At 68.5% G+C, this 22,660-nt stretch carries 18 protein-coding genes; 6 read left to right on the forward strand and 12 right to left on the reverse strand.

The annotated features are described in order from the left end of the window. Nucleotides 1-18: 18 nt before the first annotated feature. Genes K5880_RS12275 through K5880_RS12290 form a run of 4 tightly spaced genes read right to left on the reverse strand, consistent with a single transcriptional unit; the run spans nucleotide 19 to nucleotide 4,541 of the window. Entirely contained in the window at nucleotides 19-1,227 is a 1,209-nt protein-coding gene (locus K5880_RS12275) for a CoA transferase (protein ID WP_297652363.1), read from the reverse strand. Between the two features lie 4 nt (nucleotides 1,228-1,231). Next, on the reverse strand, nucleotides 1,232-2,203 hold the full coding sequence (locus tag K5880_RS12280) for a tripartite tricarboxylate transporter substrate binding protein (RefSeq protein WP_297652367.1): 972 nt from the start codon (nucleotides 2,201-2,203) through the stop codon (nucleotides 1,232-1,234). Then, nucleotides 2,200-3,381 carry an acyl-CoA dehydrogenase family protein gene (locus K5880_RS12285; protein WP_297652370.1) on the reverse strand — a complete coding sequence of 394 codons (1,182 nt, stop codon included), beginning with the start codon at nucleotides 3,379-3,381 and terminating at the stop codon, nucleotides 2,200-2,202. The genes K5880_RS12280 and K5880_RS12285 overlap by 4 nt, the downstream gene beginning before the upstream one ends. Further along, nucleotides 3,378-4,541 (reverse strand): acyl-CoA dehydrogenase family protein, encoded by a 1,164-nt coding sequence (locus K5880_RS12290; RefSeq protein WP_297652372.1) that lies wholly within the window; start codon nucleotides 4,539-4,541, stop codon nucleotides 3,378-3,380. The genes K5880_RS12285 and K5880_RS12290 overlap by 4 nt, the downstream gene beginning before the upstream one ends. Before the next feature lie 104 nt (nucleotides 4,542-4,645). On the opposite strand from K5880_RS12290, the gene K5880_RS12295 reads away from it, so the two are divergent. Beyond that, nucleotides 4,646-5,470 carry a helix-turn-helix domain-containing protein gene (locus K5880_RS12295; protein ID WP_297652375.1) on the forward strand — a complete coding sequence of 275 codons (825 nt, stop codon included), beginning with the start codon at nucleotides 4,646-4,648 and terminating at the stop codon, nucleotides 5,468-5,470. Nucleotides 5,471-5,518: 48 nt separating this feature from the next. On the opposite strand, the gene K5880_RS12300 is transcribed toward K5880_RS12295, so the two are convergent. From K5880_RS12300 to K5880_RS12310, 3 genes are read right to left on the reverse strand one after another with little or no spacing between them, the layout of a single operon-like run. Then, complete coding sequence (locus tag K5880_RS12300; RefSeq protein WP_297652378.1) at nucleotides 5,519-8,173, reverse strand: bifunctional acetate--CoA ligase family protein/GNAT family N-acetyltransferase; 2,655 nt, start codon at nucleotides 8,171-8,173, stop codon at nucleotides 5,519-5,521. Continuing rightward, on the reverse strand, nucleotides 8,170-9,933 hold the full coding sequence (locus K5880_RS12305) for an alpha/beta fold hydrolase (protein ID WP_297652380.1): 1,764 nt from the start codon (nucleotides 9,931-9,933) through the stop codon (nucleotides 8,170-8,172). Before K5880_RS12305 ends, K5880_RS12300 begins: the two co-directional genes overlap by 4 nt. A gap of 38 nt (nucleotides 9,934-9,971) precedes the next feature. Continuing rightward, nucleotides 9,972-10,205, reverse strand: coding sequence for a hypothetical protein (locus K5880_RS12310; RefSeq protein ID WP_297652384.1), 234 nt, complete (start codon nucleotides 10,203-10,205; stop codon nucleotides 9,972-9,974). Between the two features lie 49 nt (nucleotides 10,206-10,254). Here K5880_RS12310 and K5880_RS12315 point away from each other — a divergent pair, with 49 nt between their 5' ends. The 5 genes from K5880_RS12315 (at nucleotide 10,255) to K5880_RS12335 (ending at nucleotide 17,232) form a co-directional block, all read left to right on the forward strand. Beyond that, nucleotides 10,255-10,722: a phasin family protein gene (locus K5880_RS12315; RefSeq protein ID WP_297652387.1), complete on the forward strand. Its 468-nt coding sequence runs from the start codon at nucleotides 10,255-10,257 to the stop codon at nucleotides 10,720-10,722. Nucleotides 10,723-10,730: 8 nt separating this feature from the next. Next, nucleotides 10,731-13,448, forward strand: coding sequence for an HAD-IC family P-type ATPase (locus K5880_RS12320; RefSeq protein ID WP_297652389.1), 2,718 nt, complete (start codon nucleotides 10,731-10,733; stop codon nucleotides 13,446-13,448). Beyond that, the gene (locus K5880_RS12325; protein ID WP_297652392.1) at nucleotides 13,445-14,458 is read left to right on the forward strand and encodes a sodium:calcium antiporter; all 1,014 of its coding nucleotides are present in this window, start codon (nucleotides 13,445-13,447) and stop codon (nucleotides 14,456-14,458) included. Before K5880_RS12320 ends, K5880_RS12325 begins: the two co-directional genes overlap by 4 nt. Nucleotides 14,459-14,667: 209 nt before the next feature. Continuing rightward, on the forward strand, nucleotides 14,668-15,615 hold the full coding sequence (rpoH, locus tag K5880_RS12330; RefSeq protein ID WP_297652395.1) for an RNA polymerase sigma factor RpoH: 948 nt from the start codon (nucleotides 14,668-14,670) through the stop codon (nucleotides 15,613-15,615). Between the two features lie 180 nt (nucleotides 15,616-15,795). After that, complete coding sequence (locus K5880_RS12335; protein ID WP_297652397.1) at nucleotides 15,796-17,232, forward strand: ferric reductase-like transmembrane domain-containing protein; 1,437 nt, start codon at nucleotides 15,796-15,798, stop codon at nucleotides 17,230-17,232. A gap of 3 nt (nucleotides 17,233-17,235) precedes the next feature. On the opposite strand, the gene lysS is transcribed toward K5880_RS12335, so the two are convergent. From lysS to K5880_RS12360, 5 genes are all read right to left on the reverse strand, one after another. Continuing rightward, nucleotides 17,236-18,789: a lysine--tRNA ligase gene (gene lysS / locus K5880_RS12340; protein WP_297652400.1), complete on the reverse strand. Its 1,554-nt coding sequence runs from the start codon at nucleotides 18,787-18,789 to the stop codon at nucleotides 17,236-17,238. Between the two features lie 190 nt (nucleotides 18,790-18,979). Continuing rightward, nucleotides 18,980-19,705 carry an ABC transporter ATP-binding protein gene (locus tag K5880_RS12345; protein ID WP_297652403.1) on the reverse strand — a complete coding sequence of 242 codons (726 nt, stop codon included), beginning with the start codon at nucleotides 19,703-19,705 and terminating at the stop codon, nucleotides 18,980-18,982. A 7-nt stretch (nucleotides 19,706-19,712) separates the two neighbouring features. Then, the gene (locus tag K5880_RS12350) at nucleotides 19,713-20,483 is read right to left on the reverse strand and encodes an ABC transporter ATP-binding protein (RefSeq protein ID WP_297652406.1); all 771 of its coding nucleotides are present in this window, start codon (nucleotides 20,481-20,483) and stop codon (nucleotides 19,713-19,715) included. Between the two features lie 13 nt (nucleotides 20,484-20,496). Further along, on the reverse strand, nucleotides 20,497-21,594 hold the full coding sequence (locus K5880_RS12355) for an ABC transporter ATP-binding protein (protein ID WP_297652408.1): 1,098 nt from the start codon (nucleotides 21,592-21,594) through the stop codon (nucleotides 20,497-20,499). An 18-nt stretch (nucleotides 21,595-21,612) separates the two neighbouring features. Continuing rightward, nucleotides 21,613-22,542, reverse strand: coding sequence for a branched-chain amino acid ABC transporter permease (locus tag K5880_RS12360; RefSeq protein WP_297652411.1), 930 nt, complete (start codon nucleotides 22,540-22,542; stop codon nucleotides 21,613-21,615). Nucleotides 22,543-22,660: the final 118 nt, after the last annotated feature.

Raw genomic sequence — 22,660 nt, forward strand, 5'->3', positions numbered from 1 at the left:
CGGCCGCGGCGGGGTGATTCACACGACCCGCGCGGCCCGCAATTCCTCAAGTTCCGCCACATCCACGCCGAGCCGGCCATACACCGCCGCGTTGTCCTGCCCGGTGGCGGGCCCGATGCAGGGCTGCGGCGCCACGCGGCCCACGAAGCGCGGCACCACGGCGGGCGCGGGGATCGAACCCAGTTCGGGGTCCGGCAGCTCGATGAACGCACCACGCGCCTGGAAGTGGGGATCCTGCACGGCGTCGGCGATGGAGTAGATCTTGCTGAAGGGCACGTCGGCGGCGTCGAGCCGGCCGGACAGCGAGGCCAGTGATTCGCTGGCACACCAGGCGGCCAGGATGTCGTCGATGGCGGCCAGGTGGCGCGTGCGCTCCACGTTGGTGTGAAAGCGCGGGTCGCAGGCGAGCTCGGGCCGCCCCATGGCCTGACACAGGCGCACGAAGATCGGGTCCGAAGACCCCACCAGGGTGATCCATGCGCCGTCGGCCGTCTGGTACACGTTCGAGGGCGCCGTGTACCCGGCGCGCGAGCCGGTTCTTTCGCGCGCCACGCCGGAGAACCGGTACTCGGCGGCCAGCGGGTCCAGCAACCGCAACAGGGCTTCGGTGGCGGACAGGTCGATTTCCACGCCCTTCTGCTCTTGCAGCGGCTTCGCATTGCGCTCGGCCAGCGCGGTGGCGATGGCGAACGCACCGAACAGGCCCGCGATGGCGTCGCCCAGCGGATAGTTCATGTGCTGCGGCGGGCCATCGGCCTCGCCGCTCAGGTGGGCAAAGCCGCTCATGGCTTCGAAGATGCGCGCAAAGCCAGGCTTGCGCGCGGAGGGCCCGGTCTGGCCGAAGCCCGTGAGCCGCAGCACGATCAGCCGCGGATTGCACCGGTGCAGGGTCGGCAGGTCCAGCCCCCAGTTGTCCAGCGTGCCGGTGCGGAAGTTCTCCACCAGCACGTCGAAGCCCTCGATCAGCTTGAGGAACAGCTCGCGTCCCCCAGCCTGGCGCACGTCGAGCGAGATGCCCTGCTTGCCCCGGTTGGCCGTCTTCCAGAACAACGCATGCCCTTCGTGCACCGGCGCCAGCCCGCGCAGCGCGTCGTTGCCCTGGGGCAGCTCCAGCTTCACCACCTCGGCGCCCATGTCGCCGCACAGCGTGGCGGAAAACGGCGCGGCCAGCACCGTGGCCATGTCCAGGATGCGCACGCCCTGCAGCGGATAGCCTTGTGTGTTCATGCTGTCACTGTGTCTTAAGGTCCAGGGTCTTGAGCACCGGGTCCCAGACTTTGCGGTCGGCCTTCACGCGCTCGTCGAACGCGGCCAGGCTGGGGTTGAGCGTGGACGCACCCAGTCGGCCCAGCTTCTCCCTGAGCGCGGGCGAAGCCAGCGCCTTCGTCAGCGCCGCGTTGAGCTTGTTGACGACGGCCTGCGGTGTCCCCTTGGGCGCGACCAGGCCCATCCAGAGGCCGGCGTCCAGCCCGGGCAGGCCCAGTTCGGCAAAGGTGGGCACGTCAGCGGCGGCGGCCGAACGCGTCTTGCCGGTCTGCGCGAGGATGCGGATCTGGCCACTCTGCATGTAGGGCAGCGTTCCGCCCAGGTTGTTGCACATCACCGGGATGTGGCCCGCCATCAGGTCGTTCACCGCAGGCGCATTGCCCTTGTAGGGCACGTGCTGCAACTTGATCTTGACCTGGTGGTTGATCATTTCGCACACCAGGTGCGATGGCGTGGCCACGCCAGCGGAGCCAAAGATCATGGAGCCGGGTTTGGCGCGATCAGCGGCCACCAGTTCGTCCAGCGACTTGTAAGGCGTTCTGGCGTTGACGGCGATCACGTTGGGCAGATCGGCCACCAGGCCGACGCCGACGAAGTCGTCCAGCGGATGCCACTTGAGCTCCTTGTGCACATGGGGCAGGAACACGTTGGTGAGGCCGGCCATCAGGATGGTGTAGCCGTCGGGATCGGACTTGGCGACAAGCTCCGAGCCAATCAGGCTGCCGGCGCCCGGCTTGTTCTCGACCACGATGTTCTGGCCCAGCGCAGCACCCAGCTCCACCGCCAGCGCACGCGTCACGAGGTCGGTGCTGCCGGCGGCGGCGAAGGGCACGACGATCCTGACGACCCGATCGGGGTATTCCGCGAGTGCCGCGGTGGAACACAGACCGATCATCAGCGCGAGTGCGCCGCGGCGCAGGGTTGGGAAAAGTTTCATGGGTTGTCTCCTGGGGTGGATTGAAGAAGCCGGCGTCCGAGCGTGGCGCGGTGCAGCTCGGAAGCGCCGTCGTAAATGCGGAACGGTCGCAGTTCGCGCAGGATGAGTGCCACAGGGGCGTCTTCGGACATGCCCAGCGCGCCCATCAGTTGCGCGGCGCTGTCGGCCACCTGATACAGCGCTTCGGACACGAACACCTTGGTCATGGCCGATTCGGTCTTCACCGACAGGCCAGCGTCCATGCGTGCCGCGCAATCCAGCGTCATCAGGCGGCAAGCATGCAACTTCATGTGGCAGTCGGCCACCATGGCCTGCACCTGCTGCAGGTCGGCCAGACGCTGGCCGAACGAGTGGCGCTGCTTCACGTAGTCCTGCGCCAGCTCCAGGGCGCGGCGCGCGCGCCCGGTCAGGCGCATGCAATGCGACAGGCGCGCCGGCTCCAGGCGCTGCTGTGCATAGACGAAGCCCTTGCCGACCTCGCCCAGCACGGCGTCGTGCGCGACCTCGCAGTGCTCGAACAGGATCTCGCCATGGCCACCGATGGCATAAGGGTCGATAGCCGGAATGGACCGCACGAGCCTGAAGCCAGGGTGGGAGGTCTCGACGATGAATTGCGTGGGACCTTCGTCCGTCTGCGCCAGCACGATCGCGAACCTCGCACCCACCGCACCCGTGATGAACCACTTGTGGCCCGCAATCGTCCATCCGCCAGGCGTTCGCACGGCCCGGGTCTGCAGCATGGAAGGGTCCGAGCCCGCACCGGGCGCGGGCTCGGTCATGGCAAAGCAGGAACGGATCTGGCCTGCGGCCAGCGGCTCCAGGTACCGGCGTTGTTGCGCGGCAGTGCCCTGGCTCAACAGGCTGATCATGTTCGGCTGGTCCGGCGCGGCGCAGTTCATGGCGCCGGGGCCCAGGTGGCTGCGCCCGGCCTCCTCCAGCACCACGGCGCGCTGCACCCATGTCAGCCCCAGACCCCCGTGCTCTCGCGGCAGCTGTGGCAGGTACAGACGCTGCGCCTGCGCCACCGGCCGCAGAACCGCCAGCGCGGCGTCCATGGCCTCGGGGTTGTGCACCTGCGCGCGGTCCTCCAGCGCGATGGCGTGCCGATCCACGAAGTCCCGAGTGCGCCGGCGCAGATCAGCGATGGCCGGGTCGCGCTCCACGTCCAGCAGATTCATTGCGCCGCCCCTGCCCGTTCGCGCAGCGCCAGTTTGGCGATGTTCAGCTGGTGAATCTGGCTGGTGCCCTCGTACAGACGGAACAGCCGCACGTCGCGGTAGTAGCGCTCGATCGGGCTGAAATCGGCGATGTAGCCCGAACCTCCGAACATCTGCACGCAGCGGTCCGCCACGCGGCCGCACATCTCCGACGCGAAGTACTTGCACATTGACGCGGTGAGCGCGACGTCTTCCCCGCGGTCGCGCGCGCGCGCGGCGTCCAGGATCATCGAGCGCGCGGCATAGATTTCCGTGCGGCAGTCGGCGATCATCCCCTGCACCAGCTGGAAACTGGAGACGGCCTGGCCGAACTGCTGGCGCTGGCTGGCATGCGCCATGGCCAGGTCCAGCATGCGGATGGCAGGCCCGGTGCACAGCGCCGCCAGGTGCATGCGCTGCTTGTTCAGCACCTTCATCACGGTCTGGAAGCCCACGCCCTCGCGTCCGCCAATGATGTGACTGGCCGGCACGCGGCAGTCCTCGAAATGCACGTCGGAAACCGGCGAGCCCGCCTGGCCCATCTTGCGGTAGGGCGCCCCGGTGCGCAGGCCCTCACCCCTCTCCACGAAGAAGGCCGTGAGGCCGTTGTTGCCGCGCGTACCGTCCTGCGTGCGGGCGATCACGGTGAACACATCGGCCAGCGGCGCATTGGTGATGAAGCGCTTGGTGCCATTGAGGACGAAGTGCTCGCCCTCGCGACGCGCGGTGGTCTGGATGTTGGTGGCCTCGGACCCGGCGTCGGGCTCCGTGAGCGCCAGGCAGCCCGTGAGTTCTCCGCGCGCCATGCGCGGGAGCCACCGACTCTTCTGTTCTTCCGTGCCGTCGGCCACCAGGGCCTCGGAGCCGATGCCGGTGTTGGTGCCCACCCGGGCGCGCAGCGCCACGGAAGCCTGGGACAGCTCCATGGCGCAGAGCACGAGCTCTTCCGCCGTGAGACCCAGGCCACCATAGGCTTCAGGAATGCTCCAGCCGAAGTAGCCTTTTCGCCGCAGTTCATCGACCAGCTCTTCGGGTATTTCACCGGTGCGGTCGATCTGGTCCTCCAGCGGGTGCCAGCGCTCGCGCACGAAGCTGCGGATGTCTGCGATGAGGGCATTCAGTGAGTGGGTGTCTCGGATCATGGTGTCGCAATGTAGGTGTGGCACCATGCGAAGATGAACTGCAGTTCCATATATTGGAACTGCGATGCGGTCTCGACCCCACCCACCGGACAATGCGACCCGCCATGCGAACATCCCGCGCCATGTACCAGATCAAGGACCAGAAGGGCCTGCGCCTGGTGCGCGAGACGGATCCCGACTTCTCCGGCACCCTGGCCAAGGGGCTGATGATCCTGCAGTGTTTCGTGCAGGACCCGCGGGCCCATGCCAACAGCGAATTCGCCGAGCGCCTGGGCATCCCCCGTTCGACGGTGAGCCGCCTGTGCCGCACCTTGCAGGCGCTGGGCTATCTGGACCACGACGACCGGCTGGACCGCTATTTCATCGGCCCCGCGGCCGTGGCCCTGGGCTATCCCTACGTCATTCAGACGCCGCTGCTCGCGCAGCTGCGCCCGGCCATGCAGCAGATGGCGGACCGCTTCGAAGGCGCGGTGTCCGTCGGCGTGACCATGGACCTGGACGTGGTCTACGTCGAAACCAATGCGCACCTGCACGGCACACTCAAGCGCCCTGGCGTCGGTGCGGTGCGCGGCATCGTGGAGACCGCCATGGGCCGCGCCTGGCTGGCACAGCACACGGCGTCGGAACGCAACGCCTTTCTGGCCCATGCGCGACGCGCACGCCCCGACGAATACACGCGCAGCACGGAAGGACTCAAGGACAGCCTGAGCAACTACACCAAGCGCGGCTTCGCCATCAACATGGGCGACGCGGGCCTGGGTGTCCTGGCGGTGGGCGTTGCATCGAACATCCGCTATGGGTCCAGGCGCTTGCTGTTCAACTGCGCGGTGCCGGGCTACCGGGCCAAGCCCGCCGATCTGCTGAAGACGATCGGGCCGGCCATGGTGGAGTTCGTGCGGCTGGCCGACCGGCAGGTGGGCATGCGCTGAACTTCAGCGCCTTGCAGGTCGCTGCGCCACCCCGGATGCCCGGGTGCCTCACTGCAATGAAAGACGCAACTGCAACGTGCCATCGGCGTTGCCGTACAGGTGGAATCCCATCTGGCGCGCCAGGCCCACCATGCCATGGTTGGTCTCCAGGCACGAGCCCACCAGCTCGCGCGTGCCGCGCGCGCGCAGGTGCCCGATCAGTGTGCCGAGCAGGGACCACCCCAGGCCGCGACCCTGCCAGTCGCCGGCCACCTGCACGGCGAACTCGGCGGTGTCGTTGTCGGGGTCGCACACCGCCCGAGCTTCGCCGCACAGGGTGTCACCGGACAGCGCCACGAAGGCCATCTCGCGCTCGTAGTCGATCTGGCAATAGCGGGCCAGCTCGCTGGTCGGCACCTCGCGGCGCGTGAAGAAGAAGCGCAGGCGCAGGTCTTCGGGGGAGCAGTTTTCGTAGAAGCGCGCAAGCCGTTCGCCGTCGTCCGGGCGGATGGGTCGCACGCGCAGCGTCTCGCCGCCGATGGCCAGGTCCGATTCGAGGCCAGACGGATAGGGGCGCAGTGCCAGGTGCGAGCCTTCGCGCGTGGGCTCGGCGTGGCGCACGCGCACGCGCGCGTCCAGCGCGATGGCGCCCTGCTCGTCCACGAGCAGCGGGTTGATGTCGAGCTCGGCCACGGGTGCGAGGTCGCTCGCGAGCTGGCTCAGGCGCAGCAGCACGTCCACGATCGCGTCCTCGCTGGCTGGCGGGCGGCCGCGGTAGCCGTGCAGCAGGCCGGCCACGCGCGTGCGCGCGATCAGCCCGCGTGCCAGCACCGCGTTGAGCGGAGGCAGCGCGATCGCGCGGTCCGCGCGCACCTCCACCGCCGTGCCGCCTTCGCCGAACAGCAGCACCGGCCCGAACACCGGGTCGCTGCCGATGCCGACGATGGTCTCGATGGCGCGCGGGCGCACCGCCATGGCCTGCACGGTGAAGCCGCTCAGCGGTGCATCGGGCTGCGCATTCGCCACGCGTTCGCGCATGCGCAGGGCCTCGGCGCGCAGTTGCGCGGCATCGGCCAGGTTCAGCGCCACGCCACCCACGTCCGACTTGTGCAGGATCGCGGGCGAGACGATCTTGAGCGCTACCGGGTAGCCGATGCGCCCGGCCGCGGCCAGCGCGGCGTCCACGCTGTCCACGCGCTCGGTGGCCACGCACGGGATGCCGTAGGCACCCAGCAGGCGCTTGGCATCGAGTTCGTCGAGCCATTCCTGGCCGCTGGCCAGCGCCGCGTCCACCAGGGCGCGCGCGCCTTCGCGGTCCGGGTAGTCCAGCTCGGCGCGCGACTCGGGCAGCTGCAGCAGGGCGGCCTGCGCGGCATGGTGGTCGCGCAGCTGCAACCACGCCGCCGCGGCGCGCTCGGGCGTGGCGTAGCAGGCGATGCCGTGTTCGCCGAACAGCTCGCGCGCGGCGGCCACGCGCTGGCCACCGAGCCAGCAGGCCAGCACCGGCCGGTCGGCTTCGCGCAGCAGGGGCAGGCAGGCCTGCGCGATCGCGTCGGGCGAGGCGATCGCGGTGGGCGCGTGCATGAACAGGATGCCGTCCACCTCGGGCGCCGCGCGCAGCACGCGCAGGGCATCGAGATAGCGCGCGGGCGGGGCGTCGCCGATGATGTCCACCGGGTTGCCGTGCGACCAGTTCGTCGGCAGGCAGGCGTCGAGCTGCGCGAGCGTGTCGTCCGACAGGGTGGCGAGCTCGCCGCTGCCCAGGGCGTCGACCGCGAGAACGCCGGCGCCGCCGCCGTTGGTAAGCACGGCCAGCCGCGGGCCGCGCCAGTGGCGCACGCGAGAGAGCGTCTGCGCGGCGTCGAACAGGGCTTCGAGCGTGTCCACGCGCAGCATGCCGGCGCGTCGCACGGCGGCGTCGAACACCGCGTCCGATCCGGTCAGCGCTCCGGTGTGCGAGGCCGCCGCGCGCGCGCCATCGGGTCGCCGGCCGGCCTTGACCAGCACCACCGGCTTGTTGCGCGCTGCCGCGCGCGCGGCCGACATGAACTTGCGCGCGTGTTTCACCGACTCGATGTAGAGCAGGATGGCGCGCGTGTGCCCGTCGCTGCCCAGCAGGTCGAGCAGGTCGCCGAAGTCCACGTCGGCGCTGTCGCCCAGCGAGATGAAGTGCGAGAAGCCGATGCCGCGCTCGCTGGCCCAGTCGAGCATGGCCGTGGCGAGCGCGCCCGATTGCGTGACGAAGGCCAGTTCGCCGGGCAGCGCCTGCCCCGGCGCGAAGCTGGCGTTGAGCGCCTGGCCCGGCACCAGGGCGCCGATGCAGTTGGGCCCGAGGATGCGCAGTACGTGGGGGCGCGCCGCGTCGAGCATGGCCTGCTCCAGGCTGCGGCCGTCGGGCGCGCGCCCTTCGCGCAGGCCGGCCGTGAGCACGATGGCCGCGCGCGTGCCCAGGTGGCCGAGCTGCGCCACCAGGCCGGGCACGCTGGGCGCGGGCGTGCAGATGACAGCGAGGTCGGGCGTGCCGGGCAGCGCGTCCACGCTGGCGTGCACGGTCTGGCCGTCGAGTTCGAACGGCCGGTGGTTCACCGCCCACAGCGGGCCCGCGAAGCCACCCGCGCGCAGGTTGCGCCACACCAGCGCGCCCACGGCGTCGGGCCGTCGGGAAACGCCGATCACCGCCACGGAACGCGGCTGGAACATCCGGTCGAGGTGGCGAACGCTCATGGCGCCACCTCCGCGTCGCCGTGCACATAGGTGCCGGGCGCGGGCACTGCGCGACCATGCACCCGCAAGCCCGCCACGGGCCGCGCCTTCACGCGGCGCGAGGAATGCGTGGCCAGCCACCCCTGCCAGTGGGGCCACCACGAGCCCGCATGCGCCGGTGCGTGCTCGAACCATTGCCAAGGGTCGTCCGGCGCCTGGCGTGGCGCCCACTCGCCCGCGCGGTAGCCCGCCTCCGGGTGCGCCAGCGGGCCGCCGGGCGGGCTCACGATGCCCACGTTGTGGCCGCCCGTGCTCAGCACGAAGCTGGCAGGTGCCTGTACCAGACGCAGGATCTTGTAGACCGAGGTCCAGGGCGAGACGTGGTCGCGCTCCGTGGCCAGCACGTACAGCGGCGCGCGGATCGCGTCCAGGTGGATGGGCTCGTCGCCCACGCGGTAGCGCCCTTCGGCCAGGTCGTTGCGCAGGTACAGGCGGCGCAGGTATTCGCTGTGCATGCGCGCGGGCAGGCGGGTGGCGTCGGCGTTCCAGGCGCGCAGCGGCGTCACGGGTGTGTGCGCGCCCATCAGGTACTCGTGCACGAGTTTGGACCACACCAGGTCCCGGGAGTTGATGAGCTGGAAGGCGCCGGCCATGCGCCGGCCGTCGAGGTAGCCGTGTTCGGCCATCACGTCCTCCAGGAAGGCGATCTGGCTCTCGTCGATGAACAGGCCGAGCTCGCCCGGCTCCTCGAAGTCCACCTGCGCCGCGAGCAGCGACACGCTCTTGAGCACGTGTTCGCCGCGCGCGCCGAGCAGGGCCGCGGCCATGGCCAGCAGCGTGCCGCCCAGGCAGTAGCCGGCCGCGTGCACGCCGGCGCCGGGGCAGCGTTCGCGCACCGCGTCCAGCGCTTGCAGCACGCCGTGTTGCAGGTAGTCGTCCATGCCGAGCGATGCGTCCTCGCTGCCGGGGTTGCGCCAGGAGACCATGAACACGGTATGCCCCTGCGCGACGAGATGGCGCACCAGCGAGTCATCGGGTGTGAGGTCGAGGATGTAGTACTTCATGATCCACGAGGGCACGATCAGCACCGGCTCGCGGTGCACCGTGGGCGTGGCCGGTTCGTACTGGATCAATTCGACCAGGTGGTTGCGCATCACCACCTGGCCGGGCGTGAGCGCGAGTTCGCGACCTGGCGCAAAGGCCTCGACGCCGCGTGCCTTGCCGCCGGTGGCCACGGCCAGCGCGTCGCGCCCCCAGTTCTTCGCGCCGCTGGCGAGATTGGCGCCGCCGGTGCGCAGCGTTTCCTGAAGCACTTGCGGGTTGGTGAGCGGAAAGTTCGAGGGCGAGAACATGTCCAGCCACTGCCGCGCGACGAAGGCCGTGACTTCTTCATGGTGGCGCGAGACGCCGCGCACGCCGTGCGTGGCTTCGGCCCACCACTGCTGCTGCAGCAGGAAGCCCTGGGCCAGCGCGTTGAACGGCAGCTGCCGCCATTCGGGCCGGCTGAAGCGCTTGTCCTGCGGCGCGGGCGTCACGCAGTCGTCGCACGGGCCCTGCGAGACGCGCCAGAGGTAGTGCCACCAGGCCTGCGTCTTGTGCAGCGCGCTGGTGGCCAGTTGCGCCTGCCGCGCGGGCGAGACCAGCAGGTGAAGCCACCAGTCGGTCTGCGCCTGCGCGAGCGCCGCCGGCGACAGGCCGTTGGCCAGGCGGGCGATCCACAGCTTGAGCGGCACGTCGATCGGGGTCGGACCATGGGGTTCGGGTACTTCGTGTCGGGGCATGCCGCCATGATGGGCCACGCGCCGCGCGGGCGCTTGCGCTACATCAAGCGCGCATCGATCGATATGGCCAGGAACGACCCCCGCCAGGCTGCGACGGCGAGCACCTCGACGACGCGGCGTCGCCCGATGAAGTCCGGCGCTGAACGGGTGATCAGGAACCATCCGGTGGCCATGACTGTCTCGCTGGGGGTGAACAGCCCACACAGCAGGTTGCGGGGACCGGCCCGCGGTTGACCTTCGTCAATGCGCGGCCCGGTCATCGCGCCCATCATGAATGGGCGGTTCCCGCTCCCCCATTTCTTCACAGGAAAGGACACGACCATGGCCACCAAACGAACCACCAAGGCCGCGCCGGCGATTGCGGCGCCCACCGAGGCCCTGAGCGCCGCGCTGGACCTGCCACGCCAGCAGATGACGGTGGCGACCGAGAGCGCCTGCGCGATGTTCCATGGTTTCGAAGCCATGCGCCACATCCAGGAGAAGGCGGCGCATGACGCGCTGACCCACTACTCGAACGCGGCGCAACGGCTCAGGGAAGCCAGCGACCCCGCGCAGTTGCTGGAGATCCAGGCCGACCTGATGCGCTTCGACGTCGAAGGCGCCACCCGGTACTGGCAACAGATCGGCGCCGTGGCCGTGGACATGCAGAACGAGCTGATCAGCCGCTTCGGTCATCTGGCCGAGGAGAGTGGTCTGCAGCCCGCCGTGGCTTCCACCGACAGCATGCAGGCGCTCGCAAGCCAATGGATGAATTTCTTCAAGAGCAACGCGCGCTCCGAGGCGTCGTGAACCACTGAATGACCGAAAAGGGCGCGCCCGACATCGGCCCCGTCTGGCACGCACTGCCGGTGGCGCAGGTCTTGCGCCACTTCGACCTGGATGCGCAGCAGGGCCTGTGCGGTGACGAGGCCCTGGCCCGGCAGGCCCGGCATGGCCCGAACGCCTTGCCCGAGGCGCCCGCGCGTCCGCTGTGGCGCACGTTCGCGCGCCAGTTCAAGAGCCCGCTGATCTACATCCTGCTGGTGGCTGCGGTGCTGGCCGGAGGACTGGGGCACCTGGGCGACGCACTGGTCATCCTGGCGGTGGTGCTGATCAATGCGCTGATCGGCAGCTTCCAGGAAGGGCGGGCCGAACGCTCGATGGCGGCGCTGCGCCGCCTGTCCGCCCTGCATGTGCGCGTGCTGCGCGACGGGGCCGAGCAGTCGATCGAGGCGCGCGAACTGGTGCCGGGCGATCTGGTGCTGCTGGCCGCTGGCGACGCGGTGGTGGCCGACGCGCGTCTGATCGACGCGGCGCAGCTGCAGGTGGCCGAGGCGGCTCTCACCGGTGAGTCGGTGCCGGTGTCCAAGTCCGTGGCCGCCCTGCCCGAGGCCACCACGCTGGCCGATCGCCACTGCATGGTGTATTCGGGCACCCATGTGACCGCCGGACGGGCGCGCGCGGTCGTGGTGGCCACGGGCATGCATACCGAGGTGGGCCGCATCGCCGGCCTGACCGAGCATGCCGAGGAACCGAGGACGCCGCTGGAGCTGCGCCTGGAGGGTTTCGGCCGCGCCCTGGTGGGGGTGGCACTGGGCCTGTTCGTTCTGGTGGTGCTGCTGGGCCTGTGGCGCGAGCTGCCGCTGTCCGAGGTCCTGATGGTGGCCATCAGCCAGATGGTCTCCATGGTGCCCGAGGGCCTGCCGGTGGCGATGACGATCGCGCTGGCCGTGGGCATGCAGCGCATGGCCGAGCGCGGCGCCATCATCCGGCGCCTGTCGGCCGTGGAAACGCTGGGCTCCACCACCGTGATCTGCAGCGACAAGACCGGCACGCTCACGCGCAACGAGATGACGGCAGTGGTGCTGTGGCTGCCCGGCGGCCGCGAGATCACCGTGGGCGGCATTGGCTACGTGCCAGAGGGAGAACTGGCCGAGGCGGGCAGGCCCGCGGCCCTCACCGACACCGCGCTGCGCGACCTGTGCGTGGCCGCCGCGCTGTGCAACGACGCGCAACTGCTGCCGCCCGAGGACGAGCGCACGGACTGGACGGTGCTGGGTGACCCGACCGAAGGCGCGCTGCTGGTGCTGGCCCGCAAGGCGGGGTTCGCCATCGACGCCCTGCGCCAGGACGCGCCGCGCGAGGCCGAGCTGCCTTTTGATTCGGACACCAAGCTGATGGCCACCCGCCATCGCATGGCGAGCGCACCGCGCCGCGTGTGGATGAAGGGCGCGCCCGAGTCCGTGCTGCGGCTGTGCGCGGCAGAAGGCGGCGCGGGACTGCGGGCCGCCCGCGAAGCCGCCGAGGCCATGGCCGCGCGGGCGCTGCGCGTGCTGGCCTTCGCCGCGGTGGACGACGACGCGCTCGATGCGGCGGCAGGCTTCGACGCACTGGCCGGCCGCGCGCGGCTGCTCGGCCTGATTGGCCAGATCGACCCGCCGCGCGAGGAGGTCAGGCGCTCGGTCGCGGAATGCCGGGACGCAGGCATTCGCCCGATCATGGTCACCGGCGACCACAAACTCACGGGCCTGGCGATCGCGCGCGCGCTGGGCATTGCCGACGACGGCCAGGGCGGTGGCGCGTGCCGCGCCGTGGACGGCCCCGAACTCGAGCGCATGGGCGAAGCCGATCTGCGCGAGGAACTGCCCGGCATCGCGGTGTTCGCACGCGTGCAGCCGGCGCAGAAGCTGCGCATCGTCGAGGCGCTGCAGGCCCGCGGAGAGGTGGTGGCCATGACAGGCGATGGCGTCAACGACGCGCCGGCGCTGGCGCGCGCCGATGTCGGCGTGGCCATGGGCATCACCGGCACCGAGGTGGCCAAGAGCGCGGCCCGGATCGTGATCACCGATGACAACTTCGCCACCATCGTCAGCGCGGTCGAACAGGGCCGCGTGGTCTACGCCAACCTCAAGAAGGTGATCCTGTACCTGCTGGCCACTTCGCTGGCCGAGGTACTGGTGCTGCTGCTGGCGCTGGTAGGCGGTTTCCCGCTGCCGCTGGCGGCGGTGCAGATCCTGTGGATCAACCTCGTCACCGAGGGCACGGTGACGGTGAACCTGGTGATGGACCCGGCCGACGGCGACGAGATGAAACGCGCGCCGGTGCCGCGCGACGATTGGCTGCTCAGCGCGGAGCTGCTGCGGCGCGTGGCGCTGATGACGCCACTGATCGCGGCCGTGACGTTCGGCTGGTTCGCCTGGCGGCTGGACCAGGGCGTGGCGCTGGAGATCGTGCGCACCGAGACCTTCACCGTGCTGGCCATGTGCCAGTGGTTCAACGTGCTCAACTGCCAGTCCGCCACGCGATCGAGCCTGCAGCTGGGCATCCTGCGCAACCGCTGGCTGCTGGGCGGGTTGTCGCTGTCGATGCTGCTGCAGGCGCTGGTGCTGTACGTGCCTCCGATGAACACGCTGTTCCACACCGTGCCGCTGCCGCTGGACACGCTGATGTCGTTGCTGCTGCTGGCGAGCACCGTGCTCTGGGCCGAAGAGGTGCGCAAGCTCTGGGTGCGCGCGGCGCACGGAGACCGGGCATGACGGGTGCCTGGCTGGTGCTCCAGTTCACGGTCTGCGCCGCGCTGATCGCGCGCGCGGGCTATGTGCTCAGCCGCAGCGCCGACGCCCTCGCCGACACCTACGGCTGGGGACGCGGCTGGGTCGGCGTGGCGCTGCTGGCCACGGTCACCTCCTTGCCCGAACTGGCCTCGGGCATCAGCGCGGTCAGCCTGGTGGGCGCGCCCAACCTCGCCGTGGGCAATGCGCTCGGGGCCTGTGTCGTCAACCTGCTGTTCCTCGTGGCCGTCGATGCCCTGCAGCGCGACCAGCCGATGTACGGCGAAGCCAGCGCGACGCACCTGCTGTCGGCCGGCTTCGGCGTGGTGATGCTGGGTTTCGTCGCCCTGAGCCTGCTCACCGGCGCGCGCGCGCCGGCGGTTCTGCACGTCGGGGTGTACAGCCCCTTGCTGCTGGCGCTGTACCTGCTGGCACTCAAGGGCGTGCACGGGCACGAGCGCCAGGCCATGGCCGATGCCCCGGCGGCGTTCGCGCCCGCCCCGCCCGCCCTTGCGCAACAGACCCGGCGCCACTGGCGCACATTCGGCCTGGCCGCGCTGGTGGTGCTGGCGGCGGGCACCTGGTTGCCGCAGGTGGCCGACGAACTGGCGCAGGCGATGGGGTTGTCGCGCAGCTTCGTCGGCACCGTGCTCATGGCCGTCGTCACCACCCTGCCCGAAATGGCCGTGACGCTGGGCGCACTGCGGCTCGGGGCGCTGGACATGGCCATCGGCAACCTGCTGGGCAGCAATTTGTTCAACGTCGCCATCCTGGCGGTCGACGACGCCTTCCACGTGCGCGGCCCCCTGCTGGCCGACGCGGCGCCCGTGCACGCCGGCACTGCGGTGACGGCACTGGTGATGACGGGCCTGGTCATCATCGGCCTGGTCATGCGGCCCAAGGGACGCGCCTTGCGCGTGCTCAGCTGGGTAAGCCTGGGGCTGGTGGCGACGTATGTCGTGAACGCGGCGCTGGTCTATCTGGGAGGGGTATGAGCCAGGAAAATCCTGTTTCAAATCAATGACCTATGGAAATTCCCATCGAACCACCCGTCGGAAAAGCCTGCAGGAACGTCAAGCTCCGGCGGTTTTCAAAGCCGCCCGAGCCCAATTCCGCAGACCCAGAAGGCCATGGAACTTCCGTCTTAGCACTCACTCCCAGAGAGTGCTAACATTTCTGCCGAACTTCCTGAGGAGGGTTGAACATGTCCCACACACTTGCCCCCGTTGCCACCGCCGCCTCCGGCTCGCTCGCCGTGGCGAACCCCTGGGCGCTGGTGCCGCCCCTGGGCAACCTGGACGCCTACATTTCCGCGGTCAACCGCCTGCCGCTGCTCACGCTGGAGCAGGAGCAGCAGGCCGCGCGCCGCCTGCGCGACGACAACGACCTGGACGCCGCTGGTCAGCTGGTCATGTCGCACCTGCGCCTGGTCGTGTCGATTTCCCGCCAGTACCTGGGCTACGGCCTGCCCCACGGCGACCTGATCCAGGAAGGCAACGTCGGCCTGATGAAGGCCGTCAAGCGCTTCGACCCGGACCAGGGTGTGCGCCTGGTGAGCTACGCCATGCACTGGATCAAGGCCGAGATCCATGAGTACATCCTGAAGAACTGGCGCATGGTCAAGCTGGCCACGACCAAGGCACAGCGCAAGCTGTTCTTCAACCTGCGCTCGCGCAAGCAGGGCTTTCGCGCCGATGCGCTGGACGGCGACACCCACCGCGAGGTGCTGTCCGACAACGAGGTGAGCGTGATGGCACGCGAGCTCAACGTGAAGCCGGAAGAAGTGCGCGAGATGGAAACGCGCCTCTCGGGCGGTGATGTGGTGCTGGACCCGTCCCCGGGCGACGACGGTGAAGACCGCTTCGGCCCGATTGCCTACCTGGCCGACGCCACCCACGAGCCAACCGCGATGCTGGAGTCGGCGCAGCGCGACCGCCTGGCCACCGAGGGCGTGGCCCAGGCCATGAACGAGCTCGATGAGCGCTCGCGCCGCATCGTGAGCGAGCGCTGGCTCAAGGTGAACGACGACGGATCCGGCGGCATGACGCTGCACGAGCTGGCGGCCGTGTACGGCGTGAGCGCTGAACGGGTGCGACAGATCGAGGTGGCGGCCATGAAGAAGATGCGCAAGGCCTTGAGCGAATTCGCCTGAGCCCGCCCCCCGCCCAAGCCCGGCCAGGCCTCGCGTCTGTCCGGGCTTTTTTGCGCCAGATCAATCGACGGCGTCGAACGGGTTGACCCCCTTCGCCCGGGCCTGCAGGATGGGGCGCAGGCCAGCCAAAGCCCTGGCTGGCCACCCACCACCTCGGGGGATCCGGCCTTGATCAACAGGATGGTTCTGTGGAGTGCGCTGTACCTGGCTCTGTTGCTGCTGCCAGTGGCATTGAGCGTGCTGGCCGCGCGCGCGGCAGGCCTTGAACCGCGGCCCTGGTTGGACGATTGGGCGTCCGGCCTGGCCATGATCGGATTCAGCGGGGTGCTGCTGTCATTCTTTCTGCTGGGTCGCTTCAAGCCCCTGTCGGGCTGGCTGGGCAGCGACCTGCTGATGCAGACACACCAGTGGTTTGCGCGCACCTTCGTGCTGCTGCTGGTACTGCACCCCTTCTTCTACACCTTGTGGCGCGCGCCACCCGGGCCGGTGGACACCAGCGCGGCGCAGGCCTTGCGCATAGGCGGTGGCGATTGGGGCCTGGCCACCGGCCTGCTGGCACTGGGCGCTTTGCTGTTGCTGGTGGCGACGGCGGTCTGGCGGCAGCGCAGCGGCATCCGCCATGAGACCTGGCGCCTGCTGCACAGTGCGCTGGCCCTGGCGGTGCTCGGCCTGGGGCTGCACCACACGCTGGTCTCCGGTCGCTATGCGCAACTGGACGCGGTGGCCCTGTTCTGGTGGATCCTGGCGAGTCTGGCGCTGGTGTCGTGGTTGTGGGTCTATCTGGCGCGGCCGCTCTGGCAGGGCGCGCGCCCGTACCGCATCGAGAAGCTGCAGCGCTGCGCCGAGAAGATCTGGCTGCTGGAGGCGACGCCATGCGGCCCGTGGCCGGCGCGTTTTCGGGCCGGTCAGTTCGCCTGGATCAAGCTGCGCCAGCGCTGGCCCCATCGCGACAACCCGTTTTCCATCTGCAACGCGCCCGATGCCCGGGGCACGCTGACCTTCCTGATCAAGGAGGCCGGCGACATGACGCGGGCATTGCCGCGCAGCCGCCTGGGCGATGCCCTTTACTTCGACGGCCCGCATGGCCGCTTTGAGGTGCCCACCGATGCACCGGCCGTCGTGATGCACGCCGGCGGCATCGGCGTGGCGCCGTTCGTGGGCCTGCTGGCGGACGCGGTGGCGCGACGGGACGCCCGCCCGATCCGCCTGATCTACGCCGACACGCACCCGCGCCAGATGGTGGATGTGGAGGCGCTCACCGGCGTCGGTGCGCTGGCCGATTTTGCGATCGTGCCCATGGTGCAGGAGCCCGACGCCGACTGGCAGGGTCTGCGCGGGCGGCTGGATGCCGCCGGTCTTGCCCTGGCGCTGCAGCACCCCGACGTGGCCCCGCTGGTGGATTCGGCCTGCCACCTCATCTGCGGGCCCGAGCCCATGATGGACGCGGTGGAGACCGCATTGACGGCGCGCGGCACGCCCGCGGAGCGCATCGTCTCGGAGCACTTCCAGTACGACTTTGAAGGCAGCTCACCACTGGCGCGGCGGCGGCGGCACCACTGGTGGCTGATGTCGGGGTTCACCCTGGCGGGACTGGCGCTGGCCCTGCTGTGGCGTTGACGCTCAGTGCTCCCGGCGCAGCGCGGGGAACAGGATCACGTCGCGGATGCTCGGGCTGTCGGTCAGCAGCATCATGAGGCGGTCGATGCCGATGCCGCAGCCGCCGGCCGGGGGCATGCCGTACTCGAGCGCGCGGATGTAGTCCGCATCGAAGAACATGGCTTCTTCGTCGCCACCATCCTTGGCTGAAGCCTGGGCCTGGAAGCGCGCGGCCTGGTCCTCGGCGTCGTTGAGCTCGGAGAAAGCGTTGCCGAACTCGCGGCCGGTGATGTAGAGCTCGAAGCGCTCGGTCACCGCAGGGTTCGCGTCGTTCGCGCGCGCCAGCGGCGAGATCTCGGTCGGGTGGTCCATGATGAAGGTCGGATTCCAGAGCTTGTCCTCGACCTTCTCCTCGAAGTACAGCACCTGCAGGCTCGGCAGGCTGCGCGTGGAAAGCTGGTGCTTCTCTTCGCTCATACCCAGCTTTTTCAGCTGGGCCTGCAGCCAGGCGGCGTCGTCCACGCTGTCGCCGGCGTCGGTGTACTTCACGATCGCTTCGCGGATCGTCAGGCGTTCGAACGGCGAGTCCACGTCCACCGGCTGGCCCTGGTAGGTCAGCGGCTCGTCACCGCGCACTTGTTTGACCACGTGGCGAATCAGCTGCTCGTTGAAGTCCATCAGATCCTGGTAGTTCCAGTACGCCGCGTAGAACTCCATCATGGTGAATTCGGGGTTGTGCCGCACGCTGATGCCTTCGTTGCGGAAGTTGCGGTTGATCTCGAACACGCGATCAAACCCGCCCACCAGCAGGCGCTTCAGGTACAGCTCGGGCGCGATGCGCAGGAACATTTCCTGGTCGAGCGCGTTGTGGTGCGTCTTGAAGGGCTTGGCGTTGGCACCACCCGGAATGGGGTGCAGCATCGGCGTCTCGACTTCCAGGAAACCGTGGCCGACCATGAAGTCGCGGATGCTGGACAGGGCCTGGCTGCGCGCGACGAAACGCTTGCGCGCGCCCTCGTCGGTCATCAGGTCCACGTAGCGCTGGCGGTACTTGATCTCCTGGTCGTGGATGCCGTGGAACTTGTCGGGCAGCGGGCGCAGGCTCTTGGTGATGAGGCGGATGCGGTCGGCGTGGATGGTGAGCTCGCCGGTGCGGGTGCGCATGAGCACGCCTTCGGCAGCGACGATATCGCCCAGGTCCCAGTGCTTGAAGGTGTTGTGCAGGGCCTCGCCCACGCTGTCGTTGTTCAGGTAGATCTGGATGCGCCCGCCCGAGGGGCCGAAGGACGCGTCCTGCAGCGTGGCGAAGCTGGCCTTGCCCATCACGCGCTTGAGCATCATGCGCCCGGCCACGCTGGCGCGTACCGGCTCGGCTTCCAGGGTTTCCTTCGTGCTCTCGCCAAAGCGGGCGAACAGGTCGGCAGCCTTGTCGGCGGGTTTGAAGTCGTTCGGAAACGCCACGCCCTGCCCCTGTTTCTGGGCCTCACGCAGGGCCTTGAGCTTCTCGCGGCGTTCGGCGATGAGCTGGTTCTGGTCTTGCGCGGGCGCGCCGGCGTCGGGGGTTTGGGCTTGGGTCATGAATGAAAAATGGGTTGGGCACCGAAGTGCGCAACCCATGATTGTAGGTTTTGGAGCACCCCCCGCCGCGCGGCCGCGCGCCCCCCCTCCAGGGGGGCGCACCCTGGGACCGGCGGAGCCGGTTCCTCGGGTGCCCTGGAAAGCAGCGCCTCGCTTCAGAAAACCCTTCGCGGAGCGAACAGCCCTTGCGCTATTCGCCGAGGTAAGCGGCCCGCACTTTCGGGTCGTCGAGCATGTCGCGGCCGTTGCCGGTCATGATGATTTCGCCCGAATCCATCACGTAGCCGCGGTCGGCGATCTGCAGCGCGCGGCGGGCGTTCTGCTCCACCAGCAGGATGGTCACTCCCTGCTGGGACACATCGCGCACCACCTCGAAGATCTTGTCGACCATGATGGGCGAGAGGCCCATGGAAGGTTCGTCGAGCAGCAGCACCTTGGGCTGGCTCATCAGCGCGCGCGCCATGGCGAGCATCTGCTGCTCGCCGCCGCTCATGGTGCCGGCGAGCTGGTCCTTGCGCTCCTTGAGGCGCGGGAAGATGCCGAACATGCGTTCGATGTCCTGCGCGATGCCACCCTTGTCGTTGCGGATGTAGGCGCCCATCTGCAGGTTCTCGGTGATGGACATGCGGGTGAACACGCCGCGGCCTTCCGGCACCATGGCCAGGCCCTGCCTGACCAGGTCCCAGGCGCCCTTGCCCTTGATGCTCTGGCCGAGATACTCGATGTTGCCAGCCTCATAGCCGAGCGAGCCGGTGATCGCCTTCATGGTGGTGGTCTTGCCCGCACCGTTGGAGCCGATGAGCGAGATCAACTCGCCTTCGCGAACTTCGAGATCAATGCCCTTGACGGCCTTGATGCCGCCATACGCGACCTTCAGACCACTGACTTTGAGAAGTGTGTTTGCCATTTGCGTCAATCCTTGGTCAGTGGCCGCCGGTGCCGAGGTAGGCCTCGATCACCTTGGGGTCCTTCTGCACGTCGACCGGCGTACCGGAAGACAGCTGCTTGCCATAGTCGAGCACGGTGACCCGGTCGCACAGGCCCATCACCAGCTTCACGTCGTGTTCGATCAGCAGGATGGTGCGGTTGTCCTTGCGGATGCGGTCGATCAGCTCGCGCAGCAGCACCTTCTCGGTGGCGTTCATGCCGGCGGCGGGCTCGTCCAGCGCGATCAGCAGCGGGTCGGTGGCCAGGGCGCGGGCAATTTCCAGCCGGCGCTGGTCGCCATAGCTCAGTGTGCGCGACTTGTAGTCGGCGAACTTCTCGATGCCGACGTAGGCCAGCAGTTCACGCGCACGACTGGCGATGGCGGCCTCCTCGCGCTTGAATCCTGGCGTGCGCAGCACCGCGCCGATCAGGCCGGAGTGTGTGCGCACGTGGCGCCCGACCATCACGTTCTCCAGCGCCGTCATTTCGGCGAACAGCCGGATGTTCTGGAATGTGCGGGCAATGCCGGCCTTGGCCACTTCGTGCACCGCGCTGGGCGTGTAGGGCTTGCCCGCGAGTTCGAACGAACCGCTGTCGGGCGTGTACAGACCGGTCAGCACGTTGAAGAAGGTGGTCTTGCCCGCACCGTTGGGGCCGATCAGGCCGTAGACCTGGCCGCGCTGGATTTCAATGCCCACGTCGCTCAGGGCCTGCAGGCCACCGAAGCGCTTGGAAACATTCGCTACCTTGAGAATGATGTCGCTCATCTGATGTCTCCCGTCACTTGCTCAAGGACTTGCCGTGCTCGGGCGCAGGCCACAAGCCTTTGGGACGCAACAACATCACGATCACCATGGCCAACGCGATCAGCAACTGGCGCAACACCTCGGGACCAAGGCGGCCCCCGGTCATTTCCCCCAGCGGTCCGGCAACGTGGCGCAGCACCTCGGGCAGTCCGGCGAGCACCAGCGCGCCCAGGATCACACCGGGGATATGGCCAATGCCACCGAGCACGACCATGGCCACCACCATGATCGACTCCATGAGTGCAAAGGACTCGGGTGAGACGAAGCGCTGGAACGACGCGAAAAGCACGCCGGACATGCCACCGAAGGTGGCACCCATGCCAAAGGCCAGCAGCTTCAGGTTGCGGGTGTTCAGGCCCATGGCCTTGGCGGCGATCTCGTCCTCGCGGATGGCCATCCAGGCGCGGCCGATGCGCGAATCCTGCAAGCGGTAGGACAGCACCACGGACAGGATCACGAAGAACAGGAACAGGTAGTAGTACATCGTCACGGGCTGGAAGGTGTAACTCCAGTCACCGATCTCGATCGTCTGGCGCTGTCCCATGTTGATGCCGAACACGGTCAGTGCGTCGATCTGGCTCAATCCTTTGGGGCCGTTGGTGATGTTCAACGGCCGGTCCATGTTGAGCAGGAAGATGCGGATGATCTCGCCGAAGCCCAGCGTGATGATGGCCAGGTAGTCGCCGCGCAGCTTGAGCGTGGGCGCGCCCAGGATCATGCCGACGATCCCCGCAATACCGGCCGCCGCAATCATCACGAGCCAGATGTTCACGTGCACGCCGTCGGGGAACAGGGCGCGGACGGACGCAAAGGTGTCCGCCAGGTGCGGCGAGGCCAGCAGGCCGTAGATGTAGGCGCCCACGGCATAGAAGGCGATGTAGCCCAGATCCAGCAGGCCCGCATAGCCCACCACGATGTTCAGGCCCAGCGCGAGCAGCACATAGAGCAGCGCCAGGTCGATGATGCGGACCCACGAGTTGCTGCCCGTGGCCTGCAGCAGCAAGGGCAGCACCATCAGGGCAACCGCGGCCAGCAGGAAGGTGATGAGTTTTCCGGTTTTGGTGTTCATCATGTCGGTTCTCCTCATCGCTCAGGCGCGGTCCGCCACGCGTTCGCCAAGCAGGCCCGAGGGGCGCAGCGTCAGCACCAGGGCAAGCACGATGAAGGCAAAGATGTCCACATACTGGCTTCCCAGCACGCCACCGGTGAGCTGGCCAAGGTAACCGGCACCGAGCGACTCGATCAGCCCCAGCGCGATGCCGCCGACGACCGCACCGGCCAGGTTGCCGATGCCGCCCATGACGGCCGCCACGAAGGCCTTGAGCCCGGGCATGAAGCCCATGGCGTGCTGCACCGTGCCGTAGTTGGACGCCCACATCACACCAGCGATGGCGGCGAGCATGGCACCAATGATGAAGGTGGCCGAGATGACCACGTCGGGCTTGATGCCCATGAGCGCGGCCACGCGAGGGTTCTCGGCCGTGGCCCGCATGGCGCGGCCCAGATTGGTGCGGTTGACGAGCCACATCAGGAAGCTCAGCGTGATGGCGGTGGTGGCCAGGATGACGACCTGCGTCACCGAAATCACCGCGCCACCCAGCGCGATCGGTTCGCGCGACAGCATCGAGGGATAGGACTTGGGGTTGGGTTCCCAGATGATCATCGCGAAGGTCTGCAGCAACAGAGAGATGCCGATGGCGGTGATCAGGGGCGCGAGCCGGTTCGAGTTGCGCAGAGGCCGATAGGCCAGCTTCTCGATCGAGAAATTCAGGACCGCGCAAATCAGCATGGCAATGACGGTGGCCAGGAACAGCACCAGCCAGGTCGGCAGGCCGGTGGACGCATCCATCATCCAGCCGATGACGGTCCAGCTGGTCAGGGCGCCGACCATCAGCACGTCGCCGTGCGCAAAGTTGATCAGACCGATGATGCCGTACACCATGGTGTACCCAAGGGCCACCAGCGCGTACATGCTGCCCAGCACCAGACCATTGATGATCTGCTGTAGCAAAACTTCCATGAAGATTCTCCGTGTGTGTGACAGGCCGGGGGAACGCTTGTGGCGCGGGCCTGCTTCAACCTAGCAAAAAACCCGCCAGACCTGACCTTGGAACAGGACAGACTGCGGGTTGGTGGAC

Origin of the sequence: Hydrogenophaga sp. (genome assembly GCF_025699295.1) — a bacterium.
Taxonomy (GTDB): Bacteria; Pseudomonadota; Gammaproteobacteria; order Burkholderiales; family Burkholderiaceae_C; genus Hydrogenophaga.